17 protein-coding genes and 1 pseudogene are annotated in these 14,034 nt (G+C 62.9%); 12 read left to right on the top strand and 6 right to left on the bottom strand.

Annotated features, from left to right (window positions below):
- Nucleotides 1-42 precede the first annotated feature (42 nt).
- Both BRAD3257_RS03750 and BRAD3257_RS03745 read left to right on the top strand, forming a co-directional pair.
- The gene (locus tag BRAD3257_RS03750) at nt 43-1,464 is read left to right on the top strand and encodes an IS1182 family transposase (protein ID WP_122400721.1); all 1,422 of its coding nucleotides are present in this window, start codon (nt 43-45) and stop codon (nt 1,462-1,464) included.
- Nucleotides 1,465-1,672: 208 nt separating this feature from the next.
- A complete protein-coding gene (locus BRAD3257_RS03745) occupies nt 1,673-2,080 on the top strand; it encodes a RidA family protein (RefSeq protein ID WP_244607854.1) in 408 nt (135 codons plus the stop codon).
- Between the two features lie 120 nt (nt 2,081-2,200).
- Here the strand turns inward: BRAD3257_RS03745 and BRAD3257_RS03740 are convergent, their stop codons facing one another.
- Nucleotides 2,201-2,872, bottom strand: a complete 672-nt coding sequence (locus tag BRAD3257_RS03740; RefSeq protein WP_122400719.1) for a response regulator — start codon at nt 2,870-2,872, stop codon at nt 2,201-2,203.
- Nucleotides 2,873-3,208: 336 nt separating this feature from the next.
- Between BRAD3257_RS03740 and BRAD3257_RS03735 the strand changes: the two genes are divergently transcribed.
- A complete protein-coding gene (locus BRAD3257_RS03735) occupies nt 3,209-4,834 on the top strand; it encodes an MFS transporter (protein WP_174221545.1) in 1,626 nt (541 codons plus the stop codon).
- A 63-nt stretch (nt 4,835-4,897) separates the two neighbouring features.
- On the opposite strand, the gene BRAD3257_RS03730 is transcribed toward BRAD3257_RS03735, so the two are convergent.
- A complete protein-coding gene (locus tag BRAD3257_RS03730; protein WP_430648811.1) occupies nt 4,898-5,422 on the bottom strand; it encodes a secondary thiamine-phosphate synthase enzyme YjbQ in 525 nt (174 codons plus the stop codon).
- Here BRAD3257_RS03730 and istA point away from each other — a divergent pair.
- Both istA and istB read left to right on the top strand, forming a co-directional pair.
- Nucleotides 5,415-6,674, top strand: a complete 1,260-nt coding sequence (gene istA, locus BRAD3257_RS03725) for an IS21 family transposase (protein WP_122400716.1) — start codon at nt 5,415-5,417, stop codon at nt 6,672-6,674. The genes BRAD3257_RS03730 and istA overlap by 8 nt on opposite strands.
- Nucleotides 6,671-7,534, top strand: a complete 864-nt coding sequence (istB, locus tag BRAD3257_RS03720; RefSeq protein ID WP_376707332.1) for an IS21-like element helper ATPase IstB — start codon at nt 6,671-6,673, stop codon at nt 7,532-7,534. The genes istA and istB overlap by 4 nt, the downstream gene beginning before the upstream one ends.
- A gap of 66 nt (nt 7,535-7,600) precedes the next feature.
- Here the strand turns inward: istB and BRAD3257_RS40700 are convergent.
- Nucleotides 7,601-7,708, bottom strand: a pseudogene (locus BRAD3257_RS40700) (secondary thiamine-phosphate synthase enzyme YjbQ); the annotation flags it as partial.
- A 148-nt stretch (nt 7,709-7,856) separates the two neighbouring features.
- The gene (locus BRAD3257_RS03710; RefSeq protein WP_122406353.1) at nt 7,857-8,372 is read right to left on the bottom strand and encodes a hypothetical protein; all 516 of its coding nucleotides are present in this window, start codon (nt 8,370-8,372) and stop codon (nt 7,857-7,859) included.
- A 33-nt stretch (nt 8,373-8,405) separates the two neighbouring features.
- Here BRAD3257_RS03710 and BRAD3257_RS39995 point away from each other — a divergent pair, with 33 nt between their 5' ends.
- The 7 genes from BRAD3257_RS39995 to BRAD3257_RS03675 all read left to right on the top strand — a co-directional run bounded on the left by BRAD3257_RS39995 (nt 8,406) and on the right by BRAD3257_RS03675 (nt 12,560).
- The gene (locus BRAD3257_RS39995) at nt 8,406-8,681 is read left to right on the top strand and encodes a hypothetical protein (protein ID WP_162500095.1); all 276 of its coding nucleotides are present in this window, start codon (nt 8,406-8,408) and stop codon (nt 8,679-8,681) included.
- A gap of 51 nt (nt 8,682-8,732) precedes the next feature.
- Entirely contained in the window at nt 8,733-9,107 is a 375-nt protein-coding gene (locus tag BRAD3257_RS03700) for an AtpZ/AtpI family protein (RefSeq protein ID WP_122406352.1), read from the top strand.
- Nucleotides 9,108-9,220: 113 nt separating this feature from the next.
- A complete protein-coding gene (locus tag BRAD3257_RS03695; protein WP_122400715.1) occupies nt 9,221-9,970 on the top strand; it encodes a F0F1 ATP synthase subunit A in 750 nt (249 codons plus the stop codon).
- 53 nt (nt 9,971-10,023) lie between these two features.
- Entirely contained in the window at nt 10,024-10,251 is a 228-nt protein-coding gene (locus BRAD3257_RS03690) for a F0F1 ATP synthase subunit C (protein WP_018643436.1), read from the top strand.
- Between the two features lie 61 nt (nt 10,252-10,312).
- Nucleotides 10,313-10,879, top strand: a complete 567-nt coding sequence (locus tag BRAD3257_RS03685) for a F0F1 ATP synthase subunit B (protein WP_122400714.1) — start codon at nt 10,313-10,315, stop codon at nt 10,877-10,879.
- 6 nt (nt 10,880-10,885) lie between these two features.
- Nucleotides 10,886-11,371, top strand: coding sequence for a F0F1 ATP synthase subunit B family protein (locus BRAD3257_RS03680; RefSeq protein ID WP_122400713.1), 486 nt, complete (start codon nt 10,886-10,888; stop codon nt 11,369-11,371).
- Between the two features lie 246 nt (nt 11,372-11,617).
- A protein-coding gene (locus BRAD3257_RS03675; protein WP_122400712.1) for an IS630 family transposase occupies nt 11,618-12,560 on the top strand; the annotation gives its coding sequence in 2 pieces (ribosomal slippage) (nt 11,618-11,953 and nt 11,955-12,560; 942 coding nt in all).
- A 53-nt stretch (nt 12,561-12,613) separates the two neighbouring features.
- Here BRAD3257_RS03675 and BRAD3257_RS03670 read toward each other — a convergent pair.
- Both BRAD3257_RS03670 and BRAD3257_RS03665 read right to left on the bottom strand, forming a co-directional pair.
- Nucleotides 12,614-13,264 carry a hypothetical protein gene (locus tag BRAD3257_RS03670; RefSeq protein ID WP_122400711.1) on the bottom strand — a complete coding sequence of 217 codons (651 nt, stop codon included), beginning with the start codon at nt 13,262-13,264 and terminating at the stop codon, nt 12,614-12,616.
- Nucleotides 13,265-13,423: 159 nt separating this feature from the next.
- Nucleotides 13,424-14,011 carry a GNAT family N-acetyltransferase gene (locus tag BRAD3257_RS03665; RefSeq protein WP_122400710.1) on the bottom strand — a complete coding sequence of 196 codons (588 nt, stop codon included), beginning with the start codon at nt 14,009-14,011 and terminating at the stop codon, nt 13,424-13,426.
- Nucleotides 14,012-14,034: the final 23 nt, after the last annotated feature.

The following is a 14,034-nucleotide window of genomic DNA, read 5'->3' as shown; positions in this document are numbered from 1 at the left end:
CGAACAATGATTCCTGCTCAGGAGGCGGCAGGAGAGTCGGCGATGATGGGGCGGCAGGACCGAGATCAGGGGCAGCTCTTTTATGAGTTTAGCCTCGACGAGATGATCCCGACTGACCACCTGTTGCGACGGATGAACCTGTTTGCGACGGCGGTTCTGGCCGATTTGCACCACCAGCTAAAGCCCTTTTACAGCGACATCGGCCGGCCCTCGGTTGATCCCGAGCTGATGATCCGGATGCTCCTGGTCGGTTACTGTTATGGCATTCGTCATGAGCGCCGGCTCTGTCAGGAAGTGGCGCTGCACCTTGCGTATCGCTGGTTCTGCAAGCTCGATCTCGACGACAGGGTTCCGCACCATTCGACGTTCTCGGTAAACAGGCTGGGGCGCTTCCGCGAGAGCGAGATCCTGCGCCACATTTTCGAGCGCGTGGTTGTGGCATGCATGGCCGCGGGCCTTGTCAAGGGCGAAGGGTTCGCGGTGGATGCGAGCGTGATGGAGGCCAATGCCAGCCGCTATCACGGCAAAGCGCCGGGCGAGCTGGACTGGACCGATGCGCAACGTCAGAAGCGTGCCGTGGCCGAATATCTTGCCGGACTTGAGGCCGAAGCGCAGGTCCAGGAAGGCGGGGACAGGGGCGCTGGCGGTTCTGATGGGACGCCGACCGCATCGTCCGATCGCAAGCCACCGAAGGTGATCTCGCCTTCTGATCCGTCGTCGGCATGGACGGCGAAAGCCAACAAGCGGGTGCAGTTCGGATACGGGCTCAACTATCTGATCGATGTTGAGCACGCGATCATTGTCGATGTCGAGGCGACGCCGGCACGCACCTATGATGAAGTCGCGTCTACCAGGACGATGATCGATCGCACCGAACAACGGCTTGATCTAAAGCCTGATTGGCTCACGGCTGATACCGCCTACGGCACCGGCAAACTGCTTGCATGGTTACTGGGCAAAAGCATCACGCCGCACATTCCCGTGTGGGAAAGATATCCGTCGTCTGACGGCATGTTCTCCCGTGGCGAATTCACCTACGACGCTGAGCGAGACGTCTATGTCTGTCCGAATGGCAAGCTCTTGCGAACCTCGGGAACGGTCCATGATGGCCGCGCCAGGAACTACCTGTCACAACCTCAAGAGTGCCGTGCTTGCACGCTCAAGCAACGATGCACGCGCGCACCGTTCAAGAAGATCGCTCGCGACATTAATGAGGATGCGCGCAACCATGCCCGGTCACTGAAGGGCACGCCGGAGTTCGAACGATCGAGCAACGCGCGCAAAAAGGTGGAGATGCGTTTTGCACACCTGAAGGTCCAGCATGGCTTTGAGCGTATGCGCCTTCGCGGTCTCACCGGCGCCCGTGACGAGTTTCATCTCGCTGCCATTGTGCAGAACCTCAAGACAATGGCGATGTGTTTGGTCGGCCCGCCAACAAAGGGTGCCTGTGCGGCGATCACCTAAGAGGCTCGCCAGCTGGTCGCGGGGCCTGCCGATCCGGCTCTGACGTCCAGCCAGGAACACGCCGAAAACGCCCCCGAGAGCAAAACCAACTATGCCACGGCGTTTTTCGACAGCATCGGCCATAAACGGAAGTGCTCCAAGCGTTGGTTAGAATTGTCGGCTACAACGCCGTGATCTGACCAACCAGGGAGCAGCAATGACCCGGTCCATGAAAATTCCAACCGAGCTTTTTGACAGTCGGAAATTCGGTTTTGCTCAGGTGGCCGTCACTTCCTCGCCCTTCGGGCAGATGATACACATTTCCGGTCAAGTCGCGTGGGATTCGAATGGAAACATCGTCGGTACTGGCGACATTGGACGCCAATTAGAAAAGAGTTTGGAAAACCTCAGCGTGGCCCTAGCTTCCGTTGGTGCCAGACTTGATGATGTGGGATCGTTACGAATTTATATTAGGCAAACCCACCTGCACCAAGGTGACGCCATATCTCGCGCGCTCAAGGCTGCATTTGGTGATAATCCACCGTGCACAACTTGGATCGGAGTGACGAGCCTCGCCAGGGACGAGTTCCTTATCGAGATCGAGCCGTCGATTGTATTCCTGCCCCGAACAGTGTGACTACAGACACAATCGGCCCACCTGGCGTCTCTTTTGGATCGAAACTCGGCGAAGATGAGCGCGCCGAATGATTTCGCGTCGCCTCAAGACCGGACATCCGCGATTTAGCGAGCAAACGCCTCACCCCGTCGGCGTGCCCTGCTTCCACTGACCGCCGGCGATCTTGGCGGCGGCGATCACGGCTTGCGTCCGGCTCTCGACGCCGAGCTTCTGCAGGATGGCCGAGACATGGGCCTTGATGGTGGCCTCGGAGACGCCGAGCTCGTAGGCGATCTGCTTGTTGAGGAGGCCCTCGGACAGCATCATCAGGACCCGAACCTGCTGCGGCGTCAGCGTCACCAGGCGGTCGCGCAGGCGCGTCATGTCGGGGTCGGCCGCAGCCGACAGATCGGTGTCGGCGGGAACCCAGACGTCGCCTTCCATCACCTTGAGAATGGCGTCGCGCAGCGTCTCGACGCCGAACCGCTTGGGGATGAAGCCGGAGGCGCCGAAATCGAGCGAGCGGCGGATCGTGGCGCTGTCGTCGGAAGCCGAGACGATCACCACCGGGACCGCCGGATATTGCGCGCGCAGATAGATCAGGCCGGAGAAGCCGGAAATCCCGGGCATCGAGAGGTCGAGCAGGATCAGGTCGACCTCGGAGGTCTGTTCCAGGAGCTTGGTCAGGTCCTCGAATGATCCGGCCTCGTCGATCCTGGCCGAGGGGAGAACGCCCGCCACCGCCTGTCGCAGCGCATCGCGGAACAAGGGATGGTCATCGGCAATGACGAGATGGGTCGAGGGAGCGTTCATCGTTCTCTTGCTGTCGTTCGCGCCGGGCCGGCGAACAATACGTCAATTCTTCCCCGAGCGGCTGTGGCATGCAAGTGCACATTATCCCTTTGCAGCAAAGGGGTTAATCCGGAAAGCTCTGGAGCAGCGCGGCGGCCCCCGATACCACACGGTCAGCCGCGCGTCAGTTGCGCAAGGCCGAAAGTCGTATTGGGGAGGGTTTCACGGCGATGTTACCTTGTGATCAAGACCTGGGTTGGATCCGGCACGTTCGGACCTCTAGGGCGCGAGGAAACGCATTTCGGGGAGCGACTCAACATGTCGACAATGGCTGTGTCTCAAGCCGGCGCGGGAGGGATGACGAAGGACGAACGGTTCGTCATTCTCGCCTCCTCGCTCGGTACCGTCTTCGAATGGTACGACTTCTACCTCTACGGTTCGCTCGCCTCGATCATCGGCGTGCAGTTCTTCTCGGATTATCCGCCGGCCACACGCGACATCTTCGCGCTGCTGGCCTTCGCGGCGGGCTTCCTGGTCCGCCCATTCGGCGCCATCGTATTCGGCCGCATCGGCGACATCGTCGGCCGCAAATACACCTTCCTCGTCACCATCCTGATCATGGGTCTTTCGACCTTCATCGTCGGCCTGCTGCCCAGCGCGGCGACGATCGGCATCGCAGCCCCGATCATCCTGATCGCGTTGCGCCTCGCCCAGGGCCTTGCGCTCGGCGGCGAGTATGGCGGTGCGGCGACCTATGTCGCGGAGCACGCGCCGCACGGCAAGCGCGGCTACTACACCTCTTTCATCCAGACCACGGCGACGCTCGGCCTGTTCCTGTCGCTGCTGGTGATCCTGTTCACCCGCACCGCGACCGGCGAAGCCGATTTCGCGAAGTGGGGCTGGCGCATCCCGTTCCTGGTTTCGGTGCTGCTGCTCGGCATCTCGGTCTGGATCCGGCTTCGCCTCAATGAATCGCCGATCTTCCAGAAGATGAAAGATGAGGGAAAGGGCTCGAAGGCGCCGCTGACGGAGGCCTTCGGCAACTGGCAGAACGGCAAGCTCGTGCTGCTCGCCCTGCTCGGCGGCGTGATGGGCCAGGGCGTGGTCTGGTACACTGGCCAGTTCTACGCGCTGTTCTTCCTGCAATCGATCCTGAAGGTCGATGGCTACACCGCCAACCTGCTGATCGCCTGGTCGCTGCTGCTGGGCACCGGCTTCTTCGTCGTGTTCGGCATGCTCTCGGACAGAATCGGCCGCAAGCCGATCATCCTCGGCGGCTGCCTGATCGCGGCGCTGACCTTCTTCCCGATCTTCAAGATGATCACCACCAACGCCAACCCGGCGCTGGAAAAGGCCATCGAGCAGGTCAAGGTCGAGGTGGTGGCCGATCCGGCCGGTTGCGGCGACCTGTTCAACCCGGTCGGTACCCGCGTCTTCAGCGCGCCTTGCGACACCGCGCGCGCCTACCTGTCGCAGTCCTCGGTCAGGTACTCGACCACGCCGGGCCCGGCCGGCTCGGGCGTGAAGGTCGTGGTCAACGGCAAGGACGTGCCCTACACGAACGCAAAGGACAGCAATCCGGCGGTTCTCGCTGCGGTGCAGGCGGCCGGCTACCCGAAGGCGGGCGACGCCGCCATCGTGAAGATGTCGCATCCGTTCGACATCTTCCGCCCGCAGGTGGCGGCGATCATCGGCCTGCTCTTCGTCCTCGTGGTCTACGTCACCATGGTGTACGGCCCGATCGCGGCGATGCTGGTCGAACTGTTCCCGACCCGCATCCGCTACACCTCGATGTCGCTGCCCTATCACATCGGCAATGGCTGGTTCGGCGGCCTCCTGCCCGCCACCGCCTTCGCCATCGTGGCCTCGACCGGCGACATCTATGCCGGCCTGTGGTACCCGATCACCTTCGCGGCGATCACCGTCGTGATCGGGTTCCTGTTCCTGCCGGAGACCAAGGACGTCGACATCAAGGCGACCTGATCGAAAGCAGCAATCGACGACACGAACCGGCCGCGGTCTCCGCGGCCGGTTTGCTTTGAGCGCTTACTGATTGCTGCCGACGAATTGCAGCACGACCTCGCGGCGGTGCGGCCGGCTGCGATGCTCGATGAGATAGATCGCCTGCCAGGTGCCGAGCGCAAGCTTGCCGTTCAGGACCGGGACCTGAAGCGAGGCCCCCGTCAGCATCGTTTTGACATGCGCGGGCATATCGTCCGGCCCTTCGGTGTCGTGCGTCCTTCCGGCATTCTCTGGCGCAAGCCGGGACAGCGCGGTGCCGAGATCGACGAGCACGGACGGATCGGCGTTCTCCTGAATCGTCAGCGAGGCCGAGGTGTGGCGGATGAACAGCGTCAGCGCGCCGTCGCGCGCGTTTGCCTCAGCGATGAACTTCGCGGCTTCGCTGGTGAGATCGGTGTGAGTGGCGGAGTAATTCTCCCCACTTATGGCATTTGAAAATTCCCCAGTTTTCGTGACGGCCGACCGTCCAGGGCATGCCCTGGCCGGTCGGCCGTCGCGTCGAATCGCCGACGTTCCTCCTGCAGGCGAAAGGGAGGGCGCGGTGCTCAAACTTGGGGAACTTGTCATGATCCTGGATTTGCATCGCCAAGGTCTGTCGGTCAGCGCTATCGCCCGGCAACTTGGTGTCGATCGAAAGACAGTCAGGGCCTACATCGCCAAAGGATTGGAGCCGCCGGTCTACAAAAAGCGAGCGGTGCGGCCCGGAATTGTCGACCACTTCGAAGCTTATTTGCGTGAGCGGCTGGCTGCCTATCCTGCGCTCACCGCCGTGCGGCTGTGGCGTGAGCTCAAGGAACGCGGCTTCGTCGGCGGCTACAGCATCGTACGCGATCGCGTGCGCGAGCTGCGGCCTGCCCAGCCGGCAGCCTTCGAAGTGCGTTTTGAAACTCCAGCAGGTGAGCAGGCGCAAGTCGACTTCGCCAGGTTCGAGGTCGAGTTTGTCGATGAGCCAGGAGTCAAGCGCATCGTCTGGCTGTTCTCGATGGTGCTCGGCTACTCACGACTGATCTGGGCGCGGTTCGTTGTCCATCAGGACCTGCAAACAGTGCTTCGCTGCCATATCGCCGCTCTGGAAGCGATCGGCGGCGCTCCGCGCGAGATCCTCTACGACCGCATGAAGACCGCTGTCCTTGGCCAGGACGCCGAGGGGCTCGTGGTCTACAACCGCGCGCTGGTCGATCTCGCTCGCCATTATGGCTTCCAGCCGCGCGCTTGCCGGCCTTATCGGCCCAAGACAAAAGGCAAGGTCGAGCGGCCATTCCGCTACATCCGCGAGGACTTCTTCCTCGGCGGGGTCTTCCGCAATCTGGACGACCTCAACGGCCAGCTCCGCCATTGGCTGGATACCGTCGCCAATCCGCGGGTGCATGCCACGACCCATCGGGTCGTCAATGAGGCCTTCGCCGAGGAAAAGGCGGCACTGCAAGCCTTGCCGAGCGCGCCCTACCGGGCGGTGTTGCATCTGGAGCGACGGGCCTCGCACGAAGGCATGGTGAGCGTCGGCGGCAATCTGTACAGCGTGCCTGATACGACGCGGCGGCGGGTCTTCGACGTCCACGTCCTCGCCGACGAAATCCGCATCTTCGAGGGCAGCGTGCTGGTGGCAAGTCATGCCCCGCTCGAAGGTCGGGGCCAGAAGCGGCTCGATCCGGCACATCGCAAGCTCGCCAGCTTCGGCCGACGCCGTCCAGGCAGTGCAGAACCCGTCACCCTCACGCGCGCCGGTGACCACGCCGTTCGTCGCTCGCTTGACTTCTACGCGGCCGTCGGCCGCCGCCTGGCAGCCCAGGAGATCGTATGATGAGTGCTTCCTCCGTCATCGAGCGCGTCAAGACCAACCTGGTCAGTCTGAAGATGCCGCGCGCCCTGGAAATCCTCGATGTCACCCTGCGCGGCCTCGAACGCGGCGAAATTAGCGCCCTCGACGCCATCGATGCCTTGCTCACCGAAGAACTCACGATGCGCGAGAACCGTCGCATCAAAATGGCGGTTCAAATGGCCAAGTTGTCGGCCATAAAGACGCTCGCCGGCTTCGACTTCGCCTTCCAACCGTCGCTCGACAAAAACCGCGTCCTGGCGCTCGCCGGATTGCAGTTCATTAATCGGGCCGAGGCGGTCCATCTCATCGGGCCACCAGGAACCGGCAAGACCCATTTGAGCCTCGCTCTCGGCGTGGAGGCCGTTAAGGCAGGGCGCAGCGTCTACTTCAGCTCCCTCGCCGATATCGTCGCCTCGCTCGCCAAGGCCGAACGTGACGGCGCTCTGCGCGAGCGGATCCGCTACTACTGCCGGTTCGCGCTGCTCATCGTCGATGAAATCGGCTACCTCCCGGTCACTCCCGGTGGCGGCAACTTGTTCTTCCAGCTCGTCAACGCCCGATATGAAAAAGGCGCTATGATCCTAACCTCGAACCGCGGCTTCGCCGAGTGGGGAGAGATCTTCGGCGATTCCGTCGTCGCTACCGCGCTGCTCGATCGCCTGCTTCACCACGCCGTCGTCATCCAAATCGAGGGCTCGAGCTATCGCCTACGCGAACATGCTGATCTCGTCCCCGAGACGATCCGACACAAAACGCAGGCAACCGCGAACCCCATTCCCCCGACCCTGAAACGGCGGAGCCGGCCACCAAAAGACGGAGGTGCTGATCACGTCGACGGCTGATCGCCATCCCGCCAACTGGGGAATTTTGCGGCGCCACTTCTGAGGAGATTCCGTGCGCCGTTGACAATCGGTGAAGCCGCGGCCCGATGTCTGCACGGTCAGCAGCGACGACGCGATGGTGGTGGCTTGCACCGTCGATGGCGCCGAGCGGGTTACGGATTTGGCTGATGTCATCAAACTCTCTCAACTCCGAAAGCCGCCGTAGGGCGGGCAAAGCGAAGCGTGCCCACCAATCCCCGCGACGATATCGAGGTGGTGGGCACGGCGCTTCGCGCCTTTGCCACCCCTACGGCACCTCAACGCATGGATAGCGAAGGCGCCCTCAAATCTTCCCCGACACGTCCTTCTGCACGCGGTTGGCCATGTCGATCAGCCGCCGCCAGGCCTTCTCCAGGAACGACATCACGCGATCGATGTCCTGGTCGCTCGGCAGCGGGATCTCGATCTTGCGCTCGCCCTCGGCGACCTTGGGCTCGGCTTTCTTCAGCGAGTCGGACTTCGGCAGCGCCTCGTCGATCTTGCCCGACACCGTCGGCCCCGCTGCGAGCTGTCCCTTCAGCCTCTCGACCTCCGCCTGGAGCCTGCCGATCTCGGTATCGAGTGCGGTCCGCTCGTCAGGCACCGCGTAGCAGGCCCAGCCGGCGCCGTTCTTGGTGCAGGTCGATACCGTGCCGGTGCGCGTGTCGAGCCGCAGCACGCCCTCTGGGATGGGCGTCATGCTGTACCGGCCATTTTCGCCGTCGGGCACCGATTGCGCAGCGACGAAGCCGCCGCCGACGACCATCACCGCGGCAGCCGCCACTAGCCATGATGTTGTGGATGACATCGCTGGTCTCATCACTGCCTCCGCCACGGCACTGCTGCGGCTTCTGTGCAATTCTACACCCCCATCGGGCAGTCCGCCGCCAAAAACGCGTCCCCTGAAATCAACGAACGCGATGGCTTCTTTGATCCCGGTCATGCGGCGAAAGGACAGCGGCATCCGCCGATCGCGAGCAGACCTGCTGCGGTGCGGCGTCACGCTGTGTGCAGCGCTGCCGCGCGCGCCAATATCACAAGACAAATCAAATACATAACTGAAAGCGACGCAATCGTGACTTGGCTTGACTTGATTATGGCCCATCAGTATGGTCCGCGCGGCTTTTGAGGGTGGCGGGCGTAATTTCCATTCAGCCGCGGCGTTTCGGGTCTTCGTTGCATGACACAGGGCACGGAGCACGGCGGGAATGGAGATCGCGATAGATCGCCCGAGGAAGCTGCGCTTTCCGAACGGCTCGGAAGTCTTGATCAGCGGTTGTCCGAAATTCGCGACCGCCGGACCAGGACCGAGCAACCCGCAGGTGACGAGGGAGACAGAGCGGCCAGAGCCTCGGCGATGGCGCTTGGTTTCCGGTTATCCTCCGAGTTGATCGCCGGCGTCATTGTCGGAGCGGGGATTGGCTGGGGGTTCGACCGCTTGCTGTCGACGTCGCCTTTCGGGTTCATCGTGTTCACGCTGCTGGGCTTCGTCGCCGGCGTGGTGAATGTGGTGAGGTCGGCGGGTGCGGGTCAAAACAGGCGCGGTGGTTCTTAAAGCTGGTCCCACCAGGAGAGGAATGATCGTGCCGGCCTCGCCGGTACGGGCCGGCCCGGCCGGCAGACCGAGACCCGCCGGCATAGCCCGGCAGACCAAGAGATGCCGCGCTGATGAAAATCGACCCGATCCACCAGTTCAACATCGAGCCTCTCTTCACCCTGGGCCATATCGGCAATCACACGATCGCCTTCACCAATTCGTCGCTCTACATGCTGGTGGCGGTGGCGATCATCTCGATCCTGATGCTCGCCAGCGGCACGCAGCTGGTTCCCGGGCGCCTGCAGTCCGTCGCCGAGATCTCCTACGAGTTCGTCGCCTCGACCATCCGTTCGACGGCCGGCGCGGAGGGCATGAAGTTCTTCCCGCTGATCTTCTCGCTGTTCATGTTCATCTGCGTCTCGAACCTGGTCGGCATCATCCCCTACACTTTCACGGTCTCCAGCCACCTGATCGTCACCGCCGGGCTGGCGCTCTTGGTCTTCTTCACCGTGCTGATCTACGGCATCGCCAAGAACGGCCTGAAATTCTTCAAGATCTTCGTTCCTCACGGCGTCCCCGGCTACGTCCTGCCGCTGGTCATGTTCATCGAGGTGCTGTCGTTCTTCCTGCGGCCGGTCTCGCACAGCATTCGTCTGTTCGCCAACATGCTGGCCGGCCACATCGCGTTGAAGGTGTTCGCGGGCTTCGTCGCCATGCTGGGCTTCTCGCTCGGCGCCATCGGCTGGGTCGGCGGCGTGCTGCCGCTGGCGCTCACGATCGCGCTGTACGCGCTCGAGATCCTGGTCGCGTTCCTGCAGGCTTACGTGTTCGCGATCCTGACCTGCATCTACCTCAACGACGCCATTCATCCGGGACACTGAGCGGTCCGGGGAATTTCCACCCACAACGCAATCTTTCTTCCAAGGAGTCTAAAATGGATCCGGCAGCAGCAAAACTTATCGGCGCGGGCATCGCGTGCATCGGCATGGGCGGTGCGGGCGTCGGCGTGGGCGTGATCTTCGGCAACTACCTCGCCGCAGCCGTTCGCAACCCGTCGGCCGCTCAGGGCCAGTTCGGCAACCTGATCTTCGGCTTCGCCGTGACCGAAGCGCTCGGCATCTTCTCGCTGCTGATCGCGCTGCTTCTGCTGTTCGTTTTCTAAAGAACGACTTCTTTCGCGCCGCTTCATCCGAAGCGGCGCGTGACAGCAACGGGAGTACTCCATGGCTGAGAGTCATGGCGGGGCAAAAGGACCGGCGGCGGGTGCCCACACCGAAGCCGATGGCGGTCATCACAGCGGCGGCTTTCCGCCGTTCGAGAGCAGCACCTATGCTTCGCAGCTGGTGTCGCTCGCGATCTTCTTCGTCCTGCTTTACGTGATCGTGTCCAAGCTCGCTCTGCCGAAGGTCGGCGGTGCGATCGAAGCACGCCAGAACAAGATCGAGGGCGACCTCACTGAAGCGCAGAGGCTGAAGGACCAGTCCGAGGCTGCGCTGAAGGCCTATGAAAGCGAGCTCGCTTCGGCGCGTTCGCGGGCGCAGGCGATCGGCAACGAATCCCGCGACAAGGCGAATGCGCAGGCGGACGCCGAACGCAAGGCGCTGGAAGAGCAGCTGGCGGCCAAGCTCGCCGAGGCGGAGAAGACCATCGCCTCGACCCGCACCACCGCCATGAGCAACGTCCGCGGCATCGCGGCGGATGCGGCAGGTCAGATCGTGCAGCAGCTCACCGGAATCATTCCGGATGCCACCTCGGTCAATGCCGCTGTCGATGCGTCCTTGAAGGGTTAGCCACAGATGTTCTTCGATCCTGAAACCTGGGTCGCCGTCGCCTTCGTGATCCTGATGATCGTGTTCGGCTATCTCGGCGTCTTCAAGTCGGCGATGACTGCGCTCGATCATCGCGCCGCCCGCATCAAGGCCGAGCTCGACGACGCCGCGCGCCTCAAGCAGGAGGCGGCCAAGGTGCTCGCCGACTACAAGGCGCGCAGTGCCACGGCCGAGCGCGAGGCTGCCGACATCATCGCCAACGCCAAGGCCGAAGCCGAGCGCATCGCTGCCGACGCCAAGGCGAAGATGGAAGACTTCGTCGCCCGCCGCACCAAGACCGCGGAGAGCAAGATCGCGCTGGCCGAGGCCCAGGCGCTGGCCGACGTCCGCGCCGCGGCCGCAGAAGCCGCCGTCCAGGCCGCCTCGACCATCCTGTCGCAGTCGGTCAGGGGCCAGGTCGCCGACGACCTGCTCGCCAAGGGCATCAACGAGGTTCGGCAAAAGCTGAACTGAGGGCGAACACCTCACCAATCAAAAAAAGCCGGCGCGATGAGCGCCGGCTTTTTTTCTGCTTGCGGGTGTCCCGGACGCGGCGCGGCATGAAATGACGCGACGCAGAGCCGGGACCCAGCATCGGCAGCTCCGGGCCCCGGCTCTGCCGTGCAGCGCTAGAGCATGTTGTTTTTGGCTGGAATCGGGATTCCCACCGGGAGCGATTTCTGATTCAACATCCATGCTGGAGGGCGGAGGCCGGCATGGATGACGCGACCCTATTCGGAAGACATCCGGGAACGGGCTTTGGCGCGAGCTGACGCGGGAGAAACAGTTCGTTCGATTGCCGAGGCGCTCCAGATCAGCGCCTCCTGCGTGACGAAGTGGAAGAATCTGAGACGGGATACCGGAGGCCTGTCACCTGGCCAAATCGGCGGCCACAAGAAGCGGGTTCTGTCGGATGCCAACGCCGACTGGCTGCGCAAACGCATTCGCTCGGGGCCATTCACTTTGCGCAAGCTGACGCAGGAACTGGCTGCACGCGGGATCAAGACAGACGTGCGGGCGGTGTGGACTTTTGTTCACACCGAAGGGCTCAGCTTCAAAAAAAACGATTCTACCAGCCGAGCAGGATCGTCCCGACGTCGCCCGTAAGCGGACCCGCTGGAAAGCACATCAAGGCAGGATCGACGTCGCGCGGTTGGTGTTTATCGACGAGACGTGGATCAAAACCAATATGGCACCACTGCGCGGCTGGGGGCATTGCGGGCAGCGCCTCCAAGCCTCTGCACCTTTCGGCCATTGGAAGACAATGACCTTCATCGCGGCGCTGCGTCACGATCGGATCAGCGCGCCTTGGGTGATTGATGGTCCCATCAATGGTGAGCTCTTCACGCTGTACGTCGAGAAGGTGTTGGCGCCCACCCTCGCACCGGGTGAGATCGTCGTTCTCGACAATCTTGGCAGCCACAAGGGCAAAGCGGCTCGCCAAGCCATCCGCGCCAGAGGCGCCCACCGCATCTTCTTGCCGCCCTACAGCCCGGACCTCAATCCGATCGAGCAGGTCTTCGCCAAACTCAAACATCTCATGCGAGCTGCCGAGCCCCGTGACGTGGAGGCAACCTGGAGAAAGGTTGGTGAACTCCTCGATCTCTTCTCCAAGGAGGAGTGCACCAACTACTTCAAAAACTCAGGCTATGTTTCCGTATAAAAACATCATGCTCTAAAGAAGCGCCGCGCCGCGTCCGGGGCACGAGACATCGCCTACTTCTTCTTCCGCCCCTTCGGCTCGGGCGAAAGCGCCTGCGGATCGAAGCCGACGTAGAAGATGTAGGAATCCGCGACCGCGGCTGAAGGCACGGGATAGGACAGATCCTCGACAATGAAGCTGAAGGGCACACTGCCGCCCTCCGACATTGCGACTGTCGTCCGGTAGGCCTTCGAGGCGATGACCTTTTCGCCGACGCCACCCTGCACCACCGCAACACGCAAGGGGACCTCGACGGTCGCGGGCGCACCGGCGGGACCTGCGATGACGCGGCCCTGGATGCCGATCCGGGCGGTGATATCACCGCCGCTCCGGGCGCATTCGCGCGCCATCTTGGTGATCGTTGCCTGGAAGCGGATGTCGTTACCGACGGCCTGCTTGCCGCTCGCACCGACCGCATAGGTGGAGGCGCCGGAGCGCACGGTGACCTGCGGGCAGTCGATGTCGTCTTCGGCCGGCTGGCCGGGCGCCGGCGCTGGATTGGGCTGGGCCGACTCGTCCGGCTTGCCGCCGAACAGGCTCTTGAAGCGGTCGCTCAAGGACTGGGCCGCCGCCGGCGAGACGGTCGTGAGCGAAACTGACAACGCCAACGCGACCGCCGTCCCCCGCAGCAACGTCGTCCGCGATGACCGAAGCTCCTTCACCATCGACACCCATACTCCCATCACAACATTCGGGCCGATCTACCGGCTGGCCCGCGCCGTTATATCGCCAAAATCGGCGAACCCAAGGCGAACAGCAAGGCAAGCGAATAGAACAGCCAACAGGGCGGGACCATCGAGACTTTGGCCGCAGGAGCTCCCCGGTCAGCCGCGGAAATCCTCGTGCAGCAGCCCGAACAGCAGGTGATCCTGCCAAATTCCATTGATGCAGAGATAGCGGCGCGCCAGGCCCTCGCGGGAGAAGCCGCACTTCTCCAGCACCCGGATCGACGGCGCATTGGTGGGAATGCAGGCGGCATCGACCCGGTGCAGATTGAGCTCGCCGAACAGCGTCGGCAGCAGCACCCGCAGTGCGGCCGTCATGTAGCCGCGATGCGCGTAGGGCTGCCCGACCCAGTAGCCGATGGTGCCGGCCTGCACGATGCCACGCCGGACATTGGCCAGCGTGATGCCGCCGATCAGGGCGCCGTCGAGCTCCCGGAAGATCAGAAAGGGATAGGAGCGGTCGGCGGCAATGTCCTCGGAATAGCGGCGCAGACGACGGCGGAAGCCGGACCGGGTGAGATCGTCAGACGGCCAGATCGGTTCCCAGGGCGTGAGATAGTCGCGGCTGGTTTCGCGTAAATGAGCCCATTGCAGGAAGTCGGACATTTGCGGCGCGCGCAGCAACAGCCCGTTGCCGCGCGGCGCGAGGGCGGCGGGTCCACTGGACGGCAGGCGAAAGAGGGCCATGGTGATGCTTTCCGGGGGCGGTC

Origin of the sequence: Bradyrhizobium vignae (genome assembly GCF_900324035.1) — a bacterium.
GTDB lineage: Bacteria > Pseudomonadota > Alphaproteobacteria > Rhizobiales > Xanthobacteraceae > Bradyrhizobium > Bradyrhizobium vignae.
This window is presented reverse-complemented; position numbering and strand designations above follow the sequence as displayed.

Excerpts from the sequence above, each read along its gene's own strand:
- BRAD3257_RS03745 (WP_244607854.1), top strand. The coding sequence starts at position 1,673 with ATGAAAATTCCAACCGAGCTTTTTGACAGTCGGAAATTCGGTTTTGCT.
- BRAD3257_RS03680 (WP_122400713.1), top strand. The coding sequence starts at position 10,886 with ATGTTCTTCGATCCTGAAACCTGGGTCGCCGTCGCCTTCGTGATCCTG.
- BRAD3257_RS03670 (WP_122400711.1), bottom strand. The coding sequence starts at position 13,264 with ATGGTGAAGGAGCTTCGGTCATCGCGGACGACGTTGCTGCGGGGGACG.
- BRAD3257_RS03685 (WP_122400714.1), top strand. The coding sequence starts at position 10,313 with ATGGCTGAGAGTCATGGCGGGGCAAAAGGACCGGCGGCGGGTGCCCAC.
- BRAD3257_RS03665 (WP_122400710.1), bottom strand. The coding sequence starts at position 14,011 with ATGGCCCTCTTTCGCCTGCCGTCCAGTGGACCCGCCGCCCTCGCGCCG.
- BRAD3257_RS03700 (WP_122406352.1), top strand. The coding sequence starts at position 8,733 with ATGACACAGGGCACGGAGCACGGCGGGAATGGAGATCGCGATAGATCG.
- BRAD3257_RS03690 (WP_018643436.1), top strand. The coding sequence starts at position 10,024 with ATGGATCCGGCAGCAGCAAAACTTATCGGCGCGGGCATCGCGTGCATC.
- BRAD3257_RS03735 (WP_174221545.1), top strand. The coding sequence starts at position 3,209 with ATGACGAAGGACGAACGGTTCGTCATTCTCGCCTCCTCGCTCGGTACC.
- BRAD3257_RS03710 (WP_122406353.1), bottom strand. The coding sequence starts at position 8,372 with ATGAGACCAGCGATGTCATCCACAACATCATGGCTAGTGGCGGCTGCC.
- BRAD3257_RS03695 (WP_122400715.1), top strand. The coding sequence starts at position 9,221 with ATGAAAATCGACCCGATCCACCAGTTCAACATCGAGCCTCTCTTCACC.
- BRAD3257_RS03740 (WP_122400719.1), bottom strand. The coding sequence starts at position 2,872 with ATGAACGCTCCCTCGACCCATCTCGTCATTGCCGATGACCATCCCTTG.
- istB (WP_376707332.1), top strand. The coding sequence starts at position 6,671 with ATGATGAGTGCTTCCTCCGTCATCGAGCGCGTCAAGACCAACCTGGTC.
- BRAD3257_RS03750 (WP_122400721.1), top strand. The coding sequence starts at position 43 with ATGATGGGGCGGCAGGACCGAGATCAGGGGCAGCTCTTTTATGAGTTT.